This window comes from Mycobacterium sp. ACS4054 (genome assembly GCF_001667275.1).
GTDB lineage: Bacteria > Actinomycetota > Actinomycetes > Mycobacteriales > Mycobacteriaceae > Mycobacterium.
In genome coordinates this window covers 1-13,612 of sequence record NZ_LZHV01000017.1, presented here as the reverse complement: position 1 = coordinate 13,612, position 13,612 = coordinate 1, and the positions used below count along the sequence as shown (strand labels likewise).

Annotated in this window: 13 protein-coding genes; 4 read left to right on the top strand and 9 right to left on the bottom strand. The window is 69.7% G+C overall.

Going from position 1 to position 13,612, the window contains the following annotated elements; all coding sequences use genetic code 11:
* Positions 1-78: 78 nt before the first annotated feature.
* The 3 genes from A5730_RS03220 to glnA all read right to left on the bottom strand — a co-directional run bounded on the left by A5730_RS03220 (position 79) and on the right by glnA (position 3,136).
* Entirely contained in the window at positions 79-1,293 is a 1,215-nt protein-coding gene (locus tag A5730_RS03220) for a hypothetical protein (protein ID WP_067895573.1), read from the bottom strand.
* Between the two features lie 193 nt (positions 1,294-1,486).
* Positions 1,487-1,624, bottom strand: a complete 138-nt coding sequence (locus tag A5730_RS24585; RefSeq protein ID WP_156745666.1) for a hypothetical protein — start codon at positions 1,622-1,624, stop codon at positions 1,487-1,489.
* A 75-nt stretch (positions 1,625-1,699) separates the two neighbouring features.
* Positions 1,700-3,136, bottom strand: a complete 1,437-nt coding sequence (gene glnA / locus A5730_RS03215; RefSeq protein WP_067895570.1) for a type I glutamate--ammonia ligase — start codon at positions 3,134-3,136, stop codon at positions 1,700-1,702.
* A 244-nt stretch (positions 3,137-3,380) separates the two neighbouring features.
* On the opposite strand from glnA, the gene A5730_RS03210 reads away from it, so the two are divergent.
* Positions 3,381-3,803, top strand: a complete 423-nt coding sequence (locus tag A5730_RS03210; RefSeq protein WP_067895566.1) for an RDD family protein — start codon at positions 3,381-3,383, stop codon at positions 3,801-3,803.
* Here A5730_RS03210 and A5730_RS03205 read toward each other — a convergent pair whose 3' ends face one another.
* The 5 genes from A5730_RS03205 to sucB all read right to left on the bottom strand — a co-directional run bounded on the left by A5730_RS03205 (position 3,804) and on the right by sucB (position 9,006).
* Positions 3,804-4,556: a DUF4191 domain-containing protein gene (locus A5730_RS03205; protein ID WP_067895564.1), complete on the bottom strand. Its 753-nt coding sequence runs from the start codon at positions 4,554-4,556 to the stop codon at positions 3,804-3,806.
* A 39-nt stretch (positions 4,557-4,595) separates the two neighbouring features.
* A complete protein-coding gene (lipA, locus tag A5730_RS03200) occupies positions 4,596-5,519 on the bottom strand; it encodes a lipoyl synthase (protein WP_067895560.1) in 924 nt (307 codons plus the stop codon).
* Positions 5,516-6,214, bottom strand: coding sequence for a lipoyl(octanoyl) transferase LipB (gene lipB / locus A5730_RS03195; protein WP_067895557.1), 699 nt, complete (start codon positions 6,212-6,214; stop codon positions 5,516-5,518). Before lipB ends, lipA begins: the two co-directional genes overlap by 4 nt.
* Positions 6,215-6,282: 68 nt before the next feature.
* The gene (locus A5730_RS03190) at positions 6,283-7,194 is read right to left on the bottom strand and encodes a TIGR01777 family oxidoreductase (RefSeq protein ID WP_067895554.1); all 912 of its coding nucleotides are present in this window, start codon (positions 7,192-7,194) and stop codon (positions 6,283-6,285) included.
* Between the two features lie 15 nt (positions 7,195-7,209).
* Entirely contained in the window at positions 7,210-9,006 is a 1,797-nt protein-coding gene (sucB, locus tag A5730_RS03185; RefSeq protein ID WP_067895551.1) for a 2-oxoglutarate dehydrogenase, E2 component, dihydrolipoamide succinyltransferase, read from the bottom strand.
* Positions 9,007-9,198: 192 nt separating this feature from the next.
* Between sucB and A5730_RS03180 the strand changes: the two genes are divergently transcribed.
* Entirely contained in the window at positions 9,199-10,959 is a 1,761-nt protein-coding gene (locus A5730_RS03180; protein ID WP_067895548.1) for an SDR family oxidoreductase, read from the top strand.
* Positions 10,960-10,962: 3 nt separating this feature from the next.
* Here the strand turns inward: A5730_RS03180 and A5730_RS03175 are convergent, their stop codons facing one another.
* Positions 10,963-11,307 (bottom strand): aminopeptidase, encoded by a 345-nt coding sequence (locus tag A5730_RS03175; protein WP_067895545.1) that lies wholly within the window; start codon positions 11,305-11,307, stop codon positions 10,963-10,965.
* A gap of 136 nt (positions 11,308-11,443) precedes the next feature.
* Here A5730_RS03175 and A5730_RS03170 point away from each other — a divergent pair, with 136 nt between their 5' ends.
* Both A5730_RS03170 and A5730_RS03165 read left to right on the top strand, forming a co-directional pair.
* Entirely contained in the window at positions 11,444-11,893 is a 450-nt protein-coding gene (locus A5730_RS03170) for an SRPBCC domain-containing protein (protein WP_067895948.1), read from the top strand.
* The gene (locus A5730_RS03165) at positions 11,890-13,491 is read left to right on the top strand and encodes an NAD(P)/FAD-dependent oxidoreductase (protein ID WP_067895542.1); all 1,602 of its coding nucleotides are present in this window, start codon (positions 11,890-11,892) and stop codon (positions 13,489-13,491) included. Before A5730_RS03170 ends, A5730_RS03165 begins: the two co-directional genes overlap by 4 nt.
* Positions 13,492-13,612 lie beyond the last annotated feature (121 nt).

The window sequence follows — 13,612 nt, the reverse complement described above, 5'->3', positions numbered from 1 at the left end:
CCGAGAAGCTAACGCCGGATCCGATGCCGCCGCAAGAGTTTTAATCTGAATTTTCGGCTACGTGATTTGCCAGAGCAACTACTTGCCCTGGGCGTCGATGCCGACCTCCGGGCACTCCCAGTCCGCGTCGGTGTTTTTGGCCGCGGCGCTGTCGGCGATGTGCTCAATCCGCTTCAGCGAAATGACGTGAGAGGCATCGGCATTGACGATGACGGCGAATCCCGCGGCCGGAGCCCATCGGGCCGGCACCAATACCCAGCGGTCATTGTGGACCGCCAGCGAGCGGAAACACTCGTAGCGCAGAAACGCCGACTTCGCCGACGGGTCAGCGCCCTGCGGAGCCCAGCTCACCTTGATCTGATTGCCGAGCAGCAGCGGCACGTCCTGCTTGGCGTCCACATCCAGCACGACGACGTTCTCCCGCGACCACAAACCCGCATTGGTGTTGATCGCGAGGTCGTGACCGCGGAAGGTGGCGAAGATGTCGGCGACCCAAAACAACGCCACCACGATCGCGCCGGCCGCCACCACCAGGCTGCCCCGTTCGGCGGCCGCGAACGGTCGCGGCGCATCGCTGGCGCGGGTCCCCCCGAGCAGCCACAGCCCGACCATAAGGAGGGCGGCGCCCAGGCCGAGCGCCACGGGCGTCACGGCGTCAACCCGGATCGGTGCCCAATCGGGTTTGGTGAGTCCGACGATCGCCCTTGCCACGCCCACCACGCCGAGGGCGATAGCGACCCAGGCGACCCTGCGCAGCAACCGGGGCCGGTGACCGGATTGCACCAGGCGACGCAGGTAATCGGCGGCCCAGAGCATGGCCACCCACGCGAGCAAGCCCACCACCAGCGGAACGTACAGCGCGGGAAGGCTTTTGACCACATAGTCGGTGGTGGTGAATCCGATTGCGTCCGTGTCGATTCCGAAATACGAGAAGTACGTTCGGGTGGCGACGTAGCCGTAGAAATAGCACAGCGAGGTGATGATGGTGGTCGGCGCGATGAACAATCCCACGACGCCGATCCACTTCGGCATCGCGGGCGAAACCTCTTCCTCGCTCACGACGATGGCGCCCGAGGCGGCGTGCCGGGGGTCGGCGAAGTGCCGGTGGTCACCGGCGGCCGGCTGGTTGTTGTGGACGGCTCGGGCGTTGTCACGCTCGTCGTGGGCGGCGTGCCGGTGGTCACCGTGGGCGGCGTATAGACGGAAATGCTCGACGTGGACGGGGCCTTGGTGCGCGTCGTCGAAGTCACCGACGGAGAGCTTGTCGGCGGCGCCTTGGTGTCCGAGGCGCACGAGGCCAACCAGAAGGCCGCGGCGGCGGCAAGCGCTGCGACTACCGCCTTGCGCGCTGTCGACGGGACTGGACCGGTCTGCGCCATGGCAACCTCCACACGCGGCATCCCCGAGATGCGATATTCCCACCCCGCGGACCCGTTGTGGCGACTATCGCCGAATCTCCGGCCCGGCGAGCCGAAACCGCGTCCGGTCAGTTCCCGATGGGCGGGCGGGGGTCGCCGGCCACCGGCGGGATCGGCCCCTCACCAGCTTCCGGCACGACGGCGTCCTTGTCCTCGGGCTCGTCGGCGGTGTGGTCGGGCGCGTCGTCCTCAGGGTTGCGGTTCACCGGACCCACTGTAGGCCCGGCAAAACGAAACCACCCGGGCGGCGGTTGCCACGCGGGTGGTTTCGGTTGACGGGTTTAGACGTCGTAGTAGAGCGCGAACTCGTACGGGTGGGGCCGGATCTGCACGGGCAGGATCTCGTTCTCACGCTTGAAGCTGATCCACGTCTCGATCAGGTCGGGCGTGAAAACCCCACCCTCGGTGAGGTATTCGTGATCCTCTTCCAGCCGGTCGATCACCGCGGACAGCTGGGTGGGCGCCTGCGGGATGTTGGCGGCCTCCTCCGGCGGCAACTCGTAGAGGTCCTTGTCGACCGGGGCCTGCGGCTCGATCTTGTTCTTGATGCCGTCCAGCCCGGCCATCAGCATCGCCGAGAACGCCAGGTACGGGTTGCCCGACGAGTCGGGGCAACGGAACTCGAGCCGCTTGGCCTTCGGGTTGCTGCCGGTGATCGGGATGCGGACACAGGCCGAGCGGTTGCGCTGGCTGTAGACCAGGTTGATCGGCGCCTCGTAACCCGGGACCAGTCGCTTGTAGGAGTTGACGGTCGGGTTGGTGAAGGCCAGCAGCGACGGGGCGTGGTGCAGCAGGCCGCCGATGTAGTGGCGGGCCGTGTCCGACAGGCCGGCGTAGCCGGTCTCGTCGTACATCAACGGGCTGCCGTCCTTCCACAGCGACTGGTGCGTGTGCATGCCGGATCCGTTGTCGCCGAACAGCGGCTTGGGCATGAACGTGACGGTCTTGCCCGCCTGCCACGCCGTGTTCTTGACGATGTACTTGTACAGCTGCATGTCGTCGGCGGCGTGCAGCAGCGTGTTGAACTTGTAGTTGATCTCGGCCTGACCACCGGAGCCCACCTCGTGGTGACCCTTCTCCAGGCTGAAGCCGGCCTTGATGAGGTTAGACAGCATGTCGGCGCGCAGGTCGACGTAGTGGTCGACGGGAGCGACCGGGAAGTACCCACCCTTGGGGCGGACCTTGTAGCCGCGGTTGGGAGTGCCGTCGTTCTCGGTCGGCTCGCCGGTGTTCCACCAGCCCGAGATCGCGTCGACCTCGTAGAAGGAGCCGTTGGTGCGCGAGTCGAAGCTCACCGAGTCGAAGATGTAGAACTCCGCCTCGGCGCCGAAGTAGGCGGTGTCGGCGACCCCGGTGCTGATCAGGTAGTTCTCCGCCTTGCGGGCGATGTTGCGCGGGTCGCGCGAGTAGGGCTCGAGGGTGAACGGGTCGTGCACGAAGAAGTTCAGGTTCAGCGTCTTGTGCTCGGTGAACAGGTCGATCTGCGCCGTCGCGGGGTCGGGCAGGAGCAGCATGTCGGATTCGTGGATGGACTGGAAGCCTCGAATCGAGGAACCGTCGAAGGCCAGGCCGTCCTCGAAGACGCTCTCGTCGAAGAACGAAACCGGAATCGTGAAATGCTGCATGATGCCTGGCAAGTCACAGAACCGGACGTCGACAAACTCGACGTTCTCGTCCTTGACGAGTTTGAAGACGTCGTCGGGCGTCGTTTCCGTCACAGAATGCTCCTTTACTTGGTGAGATCCGCGGCCTGACGCTATGGAGAGGATGTTGCCCGCCAGTCAACCCCGTGTTGCGCGCAGGTTACGCGACCGATGTCATCTGCGAAAGAGGCGGTGTCGGCGGCGGGTTCTATTGTGGGGCCATGGATCGCAAGATCGTATCTGGTTCGGCTCCGGCGCGCAGCGTCGGCTTGGCGACCCGGACCCCTCAGGTCCTGCAGCCGAACGCCGGTCCCGGCCGATGACGCCGGAGCCGCGGGCCGCATACCCCGGCGAGCGGTTGGGATTGCCGCAAAGCGGGCCGGGGTCGCTGGCCCCGATGGGACGCCGGCTGGGTGCCCTGATGATCGACTGGCTGATCTCCTACGGCCTGGCCGCGCTGGCGCTGCGCTTCGGCGTCTTCTCCGAACACGCGTTGTCGACGGCGGTGCTGGCCATCTGGTTCGTGCTCGGCGTGATCTCGGTGCGGCTGTTCGGCTTCACGCCCGGGCAGTTGGTGCTGGGCCTGCAGGTCGTGACGGTCGACGACCGGGGCGCGGTCGGCATCGGCCGGGCGGTGGTGCGCGGCGTGTTGGTCGGGACCGTGGTTCCGGCGTTGTTCACCGACTGGGACGGTCGCGGCATGCAGGATCGGCTGACCGCGACCGCGGTCGTCCGGCGTTAGCTACTTGCGGCGCACCGTCCGTTGCACGCCGCGCATCTTGCCGGCGTTGGGAAGCGGCCCCTTCGGCAGGACGGCGGCGCCCGCCCGCGTACCCAGCGCGGCGAGCCTGGACTCCAGCGTGTCCATCTGCTTGGCGGTGATGTTGGCCGGCAGGCGGTTGAGGTGGCGCTCCAGCTTGGACAGCGGCACCTCGTCGTCGCCGTTGCCGACGACGAGGTCGTAGATCGGCACCTCGCCGATCAACCGCGCGGTGCGCTTCTTCTCCTGGGCCAGCAGCGGCCGAACCCGGGCCGACGACCCTTCCCCGACCAAGATGACGCCCGGCCGGCCGATGACCCGGTGCACCGCGTCGAGGTGGCCGGTCGCGGCCACGCCCGGCGTCACCCGCCACTTGCCGCGCAGGTTGTCCAACGCCCAAGCCGCCGCGCCGGTTTGTCCCTCGGCCTTGCTGTAGACGCTCTTCTGCGCGCGGCGACCGAACACGATGAAGGCCGCCAGCGCGCCCAGCAGCACGCCCAGCGGGATCAAGGTAAACGTGGTCAGCCCGCCGGCCCACACGCCGACGGCCACCGAGGCGGCCACGATCAGCACGAAGACGCCGATCATGTAAGGCAACAGCCGCTTGTCCTCGCGGCGCTGAAGGTTGAACGCCTGCCACAACTGGGCGCGGCGCTCCTTTGCCGCGGCCTTGCGCGCGGCCTGCGCCTGCGCCCGGGCGGCCTTGTTCTCAGCGGCGGTGCGGGGTTTAGCCATAGTCAAAGAATACGTACCGGCAAATCGGGCCGACTTCCGTCAGGCGCGGGTGCGCGCGGCTTGCTCGTAGAGCCGGCCCGCCCGGTAGGACGACCGCACCAGCGGCCCGGCCAGCACCCCGGAGAAGCCCAGCCCCTCGGCGTGCCGGGAGAATTCGACGAACTCCTCGGGCCGCACCCAGCGCTCGACCGGGTGATGGCGCGTCGAGGGACGCAGGTACTGGGTGATGGTGACGATGTCGCAGCCGGCGGCCCGCAGGTCGGCCAGCGCGGTGCGCACCTCGTCGGGGGTTTCGCCGAGCCCGAGGATGAGGTTGCTCTTGGTGACCAGCCCGAAGTCGCGCGCCGCGGTGATGACGTCCAGGCTGCGCTGGTAGCTGAAGGCCGGCCGGATCCGCTTGAAGATGCGGGGCACGGTTTCGACGTTGTGCGCCAACACTTCCGGGCGGGATCCGAAAACCTCGGCAAGCCGCGCGGGTTCGCCGTTGAAGTCGGGTATCAAAAGCTCGACGCCGGTCGACGGGTTGAGCTCTTTGATCGCCCGCACCGTCTCGGCGTACAGCCAGGCCCCGCCGTCGGGCAGGTCATCGCGGGCCACCCCGGTGATGGTGGCGTAGCGCAGTCCCATCGTCCGCACGCTGTCGGCGACGCGTCTCGGCTCGTCGCGGTCCAGGGCGGCGGGCTTGCCGGTGTCGATCTGGCAGAAGTCGCAGCGCCGCGTGCACTGGTCACCGCCGATCAGGAAGGTGGCCTCCCGGTCCTCCCAGCACTCGAAGATGTTGGGGCAGCCGGCCTCTTCGCAGACCGTGTGCAGCCCCTCGCGGCGGACCAGGCCCTTCAACTGGGTGTATTCGGGTCCCATCCGGGCGCGGACCTTGATCCACGGCGGCTTGCGCTCGATCGGGGTTTGCGCGTTGCGGACCTCGAGGCGCAGCAGCTTGCGGCCTTCGGGTGCGACAGTCACGCCCTCGATGCTACGCGGGGGGTCGGCAGGTGTTCCCGCACTGGCAGGGCGCCGTCGAGGGCGTCGCAGACGGCGTCGGCGACGGCCGCTCGGACGTCGTCGACCGTCACCGGGCGCCGCAGCTCGGCCGACAACGACGTCACCCCGGCGTCGCTGATGCCGCACGGGACGATCGTGCCGAACGCGCCGAGGTCGCAGTCGCAGTTGAGCGCGAACCCGTGCAGGGTGGTCGCGCGCGAGATCCGCACGCCGATGGCGCCCACCTTGCGGTCGGGCCGGTCGCCGCCCGGCACCCCCCCCCCGGACCGCCCGTCCACCCGGCAGGTGTCCAGGCCGAGTTCGCCGCACACCTTGATCAGGGCCTCCTCGAGGCGGCGAACGTAATTCAGCACGTCCAGCGGTTCGCGCAGGCCGATGATCGGATAGCCGACCAGTTGGCCGGGGCCGTGCCAGGTAATCTTGCCGCCCCGGTCGGTGTCGACGACCGGGGTGCCGTCCATCGGTCGTTCGTGCGGCTCGGTGCGCCGCCCCGCGGTGTAGACCGCCGGGTGCTCCAGCAGCAGCAGCGTGTCGCCGCCGCCGGCGACCCTGGCGTCGGCCAGTTCGCGCTGCAGCTGCCAGGCGGTGCGGTACTCGACGCTTCCGAGCTGGCGGACGTCGATCGCGGCCCGGCTGGCCCGGATGGAATCGATCACCTTCGCGACGCTACCCCTGCGGCGGGTGCGATGCGCGTCACGCACCGGCGAAGACTTCGGCCGCGGCGTTAGTCGTGGTCGCGGTCGGCGGTGGCGTAGGCCAGGGCCTCGCCAATTGTGTTGTGGTGGAACTGGAATCCGGCCCGCTCCAGGGCGGACGGGATGGCGCGCTGGCCGATGAGAACGCCCTCGTCGGCGAACTCGCCGAGCGCGGCCCGCACCGCCAACGCGGGGAGCATAAACGGCGTCGGGCGGTTGACCGCCCGGCCGAACGCGGTGGTGAATTCGGCGTTGGTGACCGGTGCGGGCCCGGTCATGTTCACCGGGCCGGACAGCGTGGGATGGGAGATCGCGAACAGCAGCGCCCGCACCTCGTCCTCCAGCGTGATCCAGGACATGTACTGACGGCCACTGCCCAGCCGGGCCCCCAGGCCCGTCTTGAACAGCGGCCGCAGCCGCCCCAACGCGCCGCCCGCGGGGGCGAACACCAGGCCGGTGCGGGCCAGCACCACCCGGGCGCCGCCGTATTGCGCCGGCAGCGTGGCGGCTTCCCAGTCTTCGCACAGCTGCGCCAGGAAACCCTTTCCCGCCCGATCGTTTTCGTCCACCACGCGGTCCTTGGTATCCCCGTAGTAGCCCACCGCGCTGGCGTTGACCAGGGTCGCCACCCCGGCGTCGGCAACGGCGTGCGCCAGCACCTCGGTGGGGGCGATGCGGCTGTCGCGCAGGCCCTGCTTGAAGGCGCCCGACCATCGACGCTGGCCGACGTTGACACCGCACAGGTTGACGACGGCGTCGACGTCGCTCACCGCGTCGACGTCGAATTCGCCGCTCTCGGGGTTCCAGTGCAGTTCGTCGGAGTTCGACGGTGCCCGGCGCACGATGCGCAACACCCGGTGGTCGGCGGCGCGCAGCGCCGCGGTCAAGGCGGATCCGATCAGGCCGGATGAACCCGCGATGGCGATGACGGGCTTGGCCACGGTTCGGCAGTCCTCCTAAAGACCCAGGTCCGCCTCGAACGCTCCCTCTTCGAGCCGGTGCTTGATCGTGGTGAGGAAGCGTCCGGCGTCGGCGCCGTCGATGAGCCGGTGGTCGTAGGTCAGCGGGAGGTAGCAGATCGAGCGGACACCGATGGACTCGTTGCCGAATTCGTCGACGATCACCCGGGGCCGCTTCACGATGGCCCCGGTGCCCAACATGGCCGCCTGCGGCGGCACCAGAATCGGGGTGTCGAACAACGCACCCTGGCTGCCGATGTTGGTGATGGTGAAGGTGCCGCCCGACAGCTCGTCGGGTTTGAGGTCGCCCGACCGGGCGCGGGCGGCGATGTCGGCGATGGCCCGGGCCAGGCCGGCCAGCGACAGGTCGCCGGCGTTGTGGATGACCGGGGAGAGCAGGCCCTGCTCGGTGTCGACGGCGAAGCCGAGATGTTCGGCGTCGTAGTAGGTGATTTCCTTGGTCTCTTCGTTGTAGCTGGCGTTGATGTTCGGGTGGATCTTCAACGCGTCGATCACCGCCCTGGCGATGAACGGCAGGAAGGTCAGGTTGACCCCCTCGCGTTCGGCGAACGCGTTCTTCGCCCGGGCCCGCAACCCGACGATCCGGGTCATGTCGACCTCGTGCGTCTGGGTGAGCTGGGCGGTGGCCTGCAGCGATTCCCGCGTCTTGTTCGCGGTGATCTGGCGGATCCGGCTGGCCTTCTGCGTGGTGCCGCGCAGGTGCGCCAGCGCCGGCACCGGGCTCGGCGCGGGGGCCGCAGCCGCCCTGCCGTCCACGGCCGGCGCGGCGGCGGGTGCCTGCGCCGGGGCGGGCGCCTTTTGGGCCTGTTGTTTCTTCTCCGCGGCGGCGAGCACGTCCTGCTTGCGGATGCGGCCGCCGACACCGGTGCCGGTGATCTGGGCCAGATCGATGCCGTTCTCGGTGGCCAGCTTGCGCACCAGCGGGGTCACGTACGGCGCGCCATCCGGGCCCGAGCCGCTGGGCTCGGCGGCCGGTTGCGCTTGCGCGGGTTGGGGTTTCGGCGCCGGCTCGGGCTGTGAGATCGGCTGCGGTTCGGGCTTCGCCTCCGCCTTGGGTGGTTCGGGTGCCGGTTGGGGCTTGGGTTCCGGTTTCGGAGCGGGCGGGGGAGTCGGGGCGGCCGCGGCCTGGGAACCGCTGCCGATCCGCGCCAGCTCGCCGCCGACGGGCACGGTGGCATCCTCCTCGGCGGTGATGCTGAGCAGGACGCCGGCCACCGGCGACGGGATCTCGGTGTCCACCTTGTCGGTCGACACCTCGACCAGCGCATCGTCGACCTGGACCGAGTCGCCGACCTTCTTCAGCCAGCGGGTCACCGTGCCCTCCGCCACGGACTCGCCGAGCTCGGGCATCAACACCGGGGTCGCATCGCCGGACGAACCCTGCTGCTGGGCGGGCTGCGGCTCCGGTTGGGCCGGCGCCGCGGCCTGGGGCTCGGGTTCGGGTTCGGGCTCCGGCTGGGCCGGTGGCGCGGATTCGGCCTGCGGCTCGGGCTGGCTGGGCTCCTGCGGCGGCGCCGACGAACCGCCGCCCTCGGCGGAGTCGCCGATGACGGCCAGTTCGCCGCCCACCTCGACGGTGTCGTCCTCCTGGGCGACGATCTTGGTCAGCACCCCGGCCGCCGGCGAGGGGATTTCGGTGTCGACCTTGTCGGTGGAGACCTCGACCAGGGGTTCGTCGAGTTCGACCGTGTCGCCTTCCTGCTTGAGCCAGCGGGTGACCGTCCCCTCGGTGACGCTCTCACCGAGTGCCGGCATCTGGACGGAGAAGGCCATCGTTTCTGACTCCTCGATCGCTCGTGGGTCGGGGCGGGTCGAACATCTCGCTAGCCGCTGAAGTAGCTACTCAAAACTATCCTGTCACTGCGTCCGCGCCGCCACACATCCAGGGCGACCGCGCGCGATTGCCGGGACGGCCCGAATGGCCTTGCTACCGTGTGGCCACTGCAGTTGAAGCGGGGAGGTCCGATGCCGGCAACACAACATTTCGTAGACAGCGCCGACGGCGCGCGAATCGCGGTCTTTGAAGAGGGCAATCCCGACGGCCCGACCGTCGTGCTGGTGCACGGCTTCCCCGACTCGCACGTGCTGTGGGACGGCGTGGTGCCGCTGCTGGCCGACCGGTTCCGCATCATTCGGTACGACAACCGCGGCGTTGGTGAGTCGTCGGCGCCCAAGCCGGTGTCGGCGTACACCATGGAGCGCTTCGCCGACGACTTCGCCGCGGTGACCGGCCAGCTGTGCCCGGGCCGGCCCGTGCACGTGCTGGCCCACGACTGGGGCTCGGTCGGCATCTGGGAATACCTGACCCGCCCCGGCGCCGGTGACCGGGTGGCGTCGTTCACGTCGGTCTCGGGCCCCAGCCAGGACCAACTGGTCGACTACATCTTCAGCGGACTGCGCCAACCGTGGCGACCCCGCAGGTTCGCGCGGTCGATCAGCCAGGCGCTGCGGCTCACCTACATGGTGTTCTTCTCGATCCCGGTCCTCGCGCCGCTGCTTCTTCGGCTGACGCTGTCGATCCCGGCGCTTCGGCGCAACGCGGTGGACAACATCCCCGACGAGAAGATCCACCACTCGCCGCAGCTGCCCCGCGATGCCGCCCGTTCGGTAAAGACCTACCCCGCCAACTACTTTCGGTCCTTCGCCCGGAAACGGCCGGTTCCCGTCGTCGACGTGCCGGTGCAGCTGATCGTCAACACCGGAGACAAGTACGTGCGGCCGTACGGCTACGACCACACGCCGCGCTTCGTGCCGCGGCTGTGGCGTCGCGACATCAAGGCCGGTCACTTCTCCCCGATGTCCCACCCGCAGGTGATGGCCGCCGCGGTACGCGAGTTCGCCGACCTGGCCGACGGCCAGCCGCCCAGCCGGGCGCTGTTGCGCGCGCAGGTCGGGCGGCCCCGCGGGTCGTTCGGCGACACCCTGGTGTCGGTCACCGGCGCCGGCAGCGGGATCGGCCGCGAAACGGCGTTCGCGTTCGCGCGGGAGGGCGCCGAGCTGGTCATCAGCGACATCGACGAGGCGGCCGTCAAGGCCACGGCCGCCGAGATCGCCACCCGCGGCGGAGTCGCGCACGCCTACGTGCTCGACGTGTCCGACGCCCAGGCCGTGGAGGCGTTCGCCGAGCGGGTCAGCGCCGAGCACGGCGTGCCCGACATCGTCGTCAACAACGCCGGCATCGGGCACGCCGGCGGATTCCTGGACACCCCGGCCGAGCAGTTCGACCGGGTGCTCGACGTCAACCTGGGCGGCGTGGTGAACGGGTGCCGGTCGTTCGCGCGCCGAATGGTGGACCGCGGCACCGGTGGCTACATCGTCAACGTGTCGTCGATGGCCGCCTACGCGCCGCTGCAGTCGCTGAGCGCGTACTGCACGTCGAAGGCGGCGACCTACATGTTCTCCGATTGCCTGCGCGCCGAACTGGACGCCGCCGGGGTGGGCCTGACCACGATCTGCCCGGGTGTCATCGACACCAACATCATCAACACCACCCGCTTCGACGCGCCGGCGGGAAAGGGCGACCGGGTCGACGGGCGCCGCGGTCAGCTGGAGAAGATGTTCGCGCTGCGGCACTACGGCCCGGACAAGGTCGCCAACGCGATCCTGTCGTCGGTGCAGAAGAAGAAGCCGATTCGCCCCGTCGCGCCGGAAGCCTATGCGCTGTACGGTCTTTCGCGCGTGGCACCGCCCGGCCTGCGTAACGCCGCGCGGCTGCGGGTGATCTGACCCCTAGGGGCCCGCGCGCGTCGCGCCCTGGCGCCCCGTCAGCAGCGCGCCGCCGATCCCGAGCAGCCCGATGATCGCCAGCGGGATCGACCAGGTGCGCCGGCTGCCCACCGACGACTGGCATTGCGCCACATAGTCGGTGTGGGGAACGACCTGGTTGAGGATCGGGATGTTCGCCACGCTGTTGTTGTTGGCGCTTCTGGCCGCGGACAGGTCCGTGGCTACGGCGTTGCCGCACCCGATCGAATGGCCGTTGCCGTCCGAAATCGACACCGGCGCCAAGAGCCCGATCACACCGGCCAGCAACAGCACGGCGCCCACAGCGAGGATCAACCGTCGCAGCGTCACGATCTCGCCTTTCTTCGTACGAGTTTTCGATCGGTGGGAGATTAGCCGCTGCACCGGACCGGTAAACCCCGATGGGGTTCGTCGCCCGGTTCGTGGGTATTCCGCCGCGGTAACCGAGAAGGGGGATTAGCGCGTGGTGTTGATTGCGACGCGGGACGTGGCCGCGCCCTGCGAGCGGGTGTGGGAAGTGCTGGCCCAAGGGTGGACCTACACCCAGTGGGTGGTGGGTAATAGCCGCATGCGGGCCGTCGATCCGAACTGGCCGGAGCCCGGGTCCTCGATCAGGCACTCGATCGGCATCTGGCCGCTGGTGATCGACGACGCGACGGTGGTGGAGGAGAGCGAACCGCCGCACAAGCTGGTGCTGTGCGCCCGCCTGGGGCCGCTGGGCGCCGCGCGGATCACGATGCTGCTGCACGAGACCCCACAGGGCTGCCGCGTGGAGATGATCGAGGTGCCCGTCGAAGGCCCGATGGGGGCGGTTCCCAATTCGCTCGCGTTGGCCGCGGCCTACCCGCGCAACAAGGAATGCCTCTGGCGGCTGGGGGCCCTGGCGGAACGCAAGGTGCCCAGCCAGGTGAAATGAGCGCACGGGACAGCGCCGACGCCGTCGTCATCGGGGCGGGACACCACGGACTGGTCGCCGCCTCGATGCTCGCCGACGCGGGCTGGGACGTGTTGGTGCTCGAGGCCCAGCCCGAACCCGGCGGCGCGGTTCGCAGCGCCGAGCTGACGCCGGGCTACATCACCGACCTGTTCAGCTCCTACTACCCGATGACCGTGGCCTCGCCCGCGATTTCGGCGCTGGGGCTACAGGACCACGGCCTGCGGTGGTCGCATGCGCCGGCGGTGGTCGGGCATCCGCGCAACGCGACCGACGACGACCCGCCGATCGTCTATCCCGACCCGGCGCGCACGGCAACGGAATTCGCACGGCGGGAACCGGCCGACGGCGACAACTGGTGGCGCCTGGTGGAGCTGTGGCAGCGGATCAAGGCGCCGCTGCTGGACGCGATGCTGGCACCCTTCCCGCCCGTGCGTCCGCTGATGCGGCTGCTGGCCAAACTCGGTACGTCCGAGGCGCTGCGGGTGGCGCGCCTGCTGGTCCAGCCGGCCAACACCATGGCCAGCGAGCTGTTTGCCGGCGAGGCGCCGCGAGTTCTGTTGCTGGGCAACGCAATGCACGCCGACGTCCCGCCGGACGCACCCATCAGCGGCGCCATGGGGTTCCTGATGACGATGCTGGCCCAGGACTGCGGCTGGCCGGTGCCCGTCGGGGGCTCGGGGCAGCTGACCGCCGCCCTGGTCAGCCGTGCCCGCTCGGCGGGCGCGCGAATCGAATGCAACCAGAACGTGTCCCGCATCCAGGTCAAGGGCGGCCGCGCGGTCGGGGTCACCACGGCCGAGGGGCGCACGGTCGCGGCGCGGCGCGCGATCGTCGCCGACGTCACCGCCCCGCGGCTGTTCTGCGACATGCTGCCCAGCGATGCGTTGCCGCCCAAGCTGTTACGCGACCTCGAACACTTCATGTGGGACCCGCCCGTGGTGAAGGTCAACTACGCCTTGGGGAGTTCCATCCCGTGGCGGGCGAAGAGCCTGTGCGAGGTGGGCACCGTGCACCTGGGGGCCGACGGTGACGGGCTGGTCCGCTGGATGGCCGACCTGAACACCCGGGTGGTGCCCGAACACCCCTTCATGCTGCTGGGGCAGACCACCACGGCCGACCCGAGCAGGTCGCCAGCCGGTACCGAAAGTGTTTGGGCCTACACGCATTTGCCGCGCAACGTGGCCGACGACGCGTCGGCCGACCGGCTGGCCGAAGGGGTGGACCGGGTCATCGAGGAGCACGCCCCGGGCTTCGGGTCGGCGGTGATCGACCGCACGGTGCAGCGGCCGTCGGATCTGGAGGCCAGCGACGCCAACCTGCACATGGGCGCGCTCAACGGCGGCACCGCGCAATTGCAGCAGATGCTGATATTCCGCCCGGCGCCCGGCATGGGCCGGGCCGAAACCCCGGTAGAGGGGCTGTTTCTGGGCAGCGCGTCGGCGACCCCGGGGGGCTCGGTGCACGGCGCCTGTGGTCGCAACGCGGCCAACGCCGCGTTGGCCGCCCAGGGGATGACCGGCTGGCCGCGCCGCAATCTGCGCCGCGCCGTGTTCTCGCTGACGACCGGTAAGCGCTAGCTAGCGCCCGGGCGTGCCCCCCCCCGGGCCCCCGCCGCCCCCCCCCCCCCGGGCGGGGCCCCCCCCCCCCGGGGGGGGCCCCCCCCCCGCGGGGGGGGGGGGGGGGCCCGGTTTGGGGGGG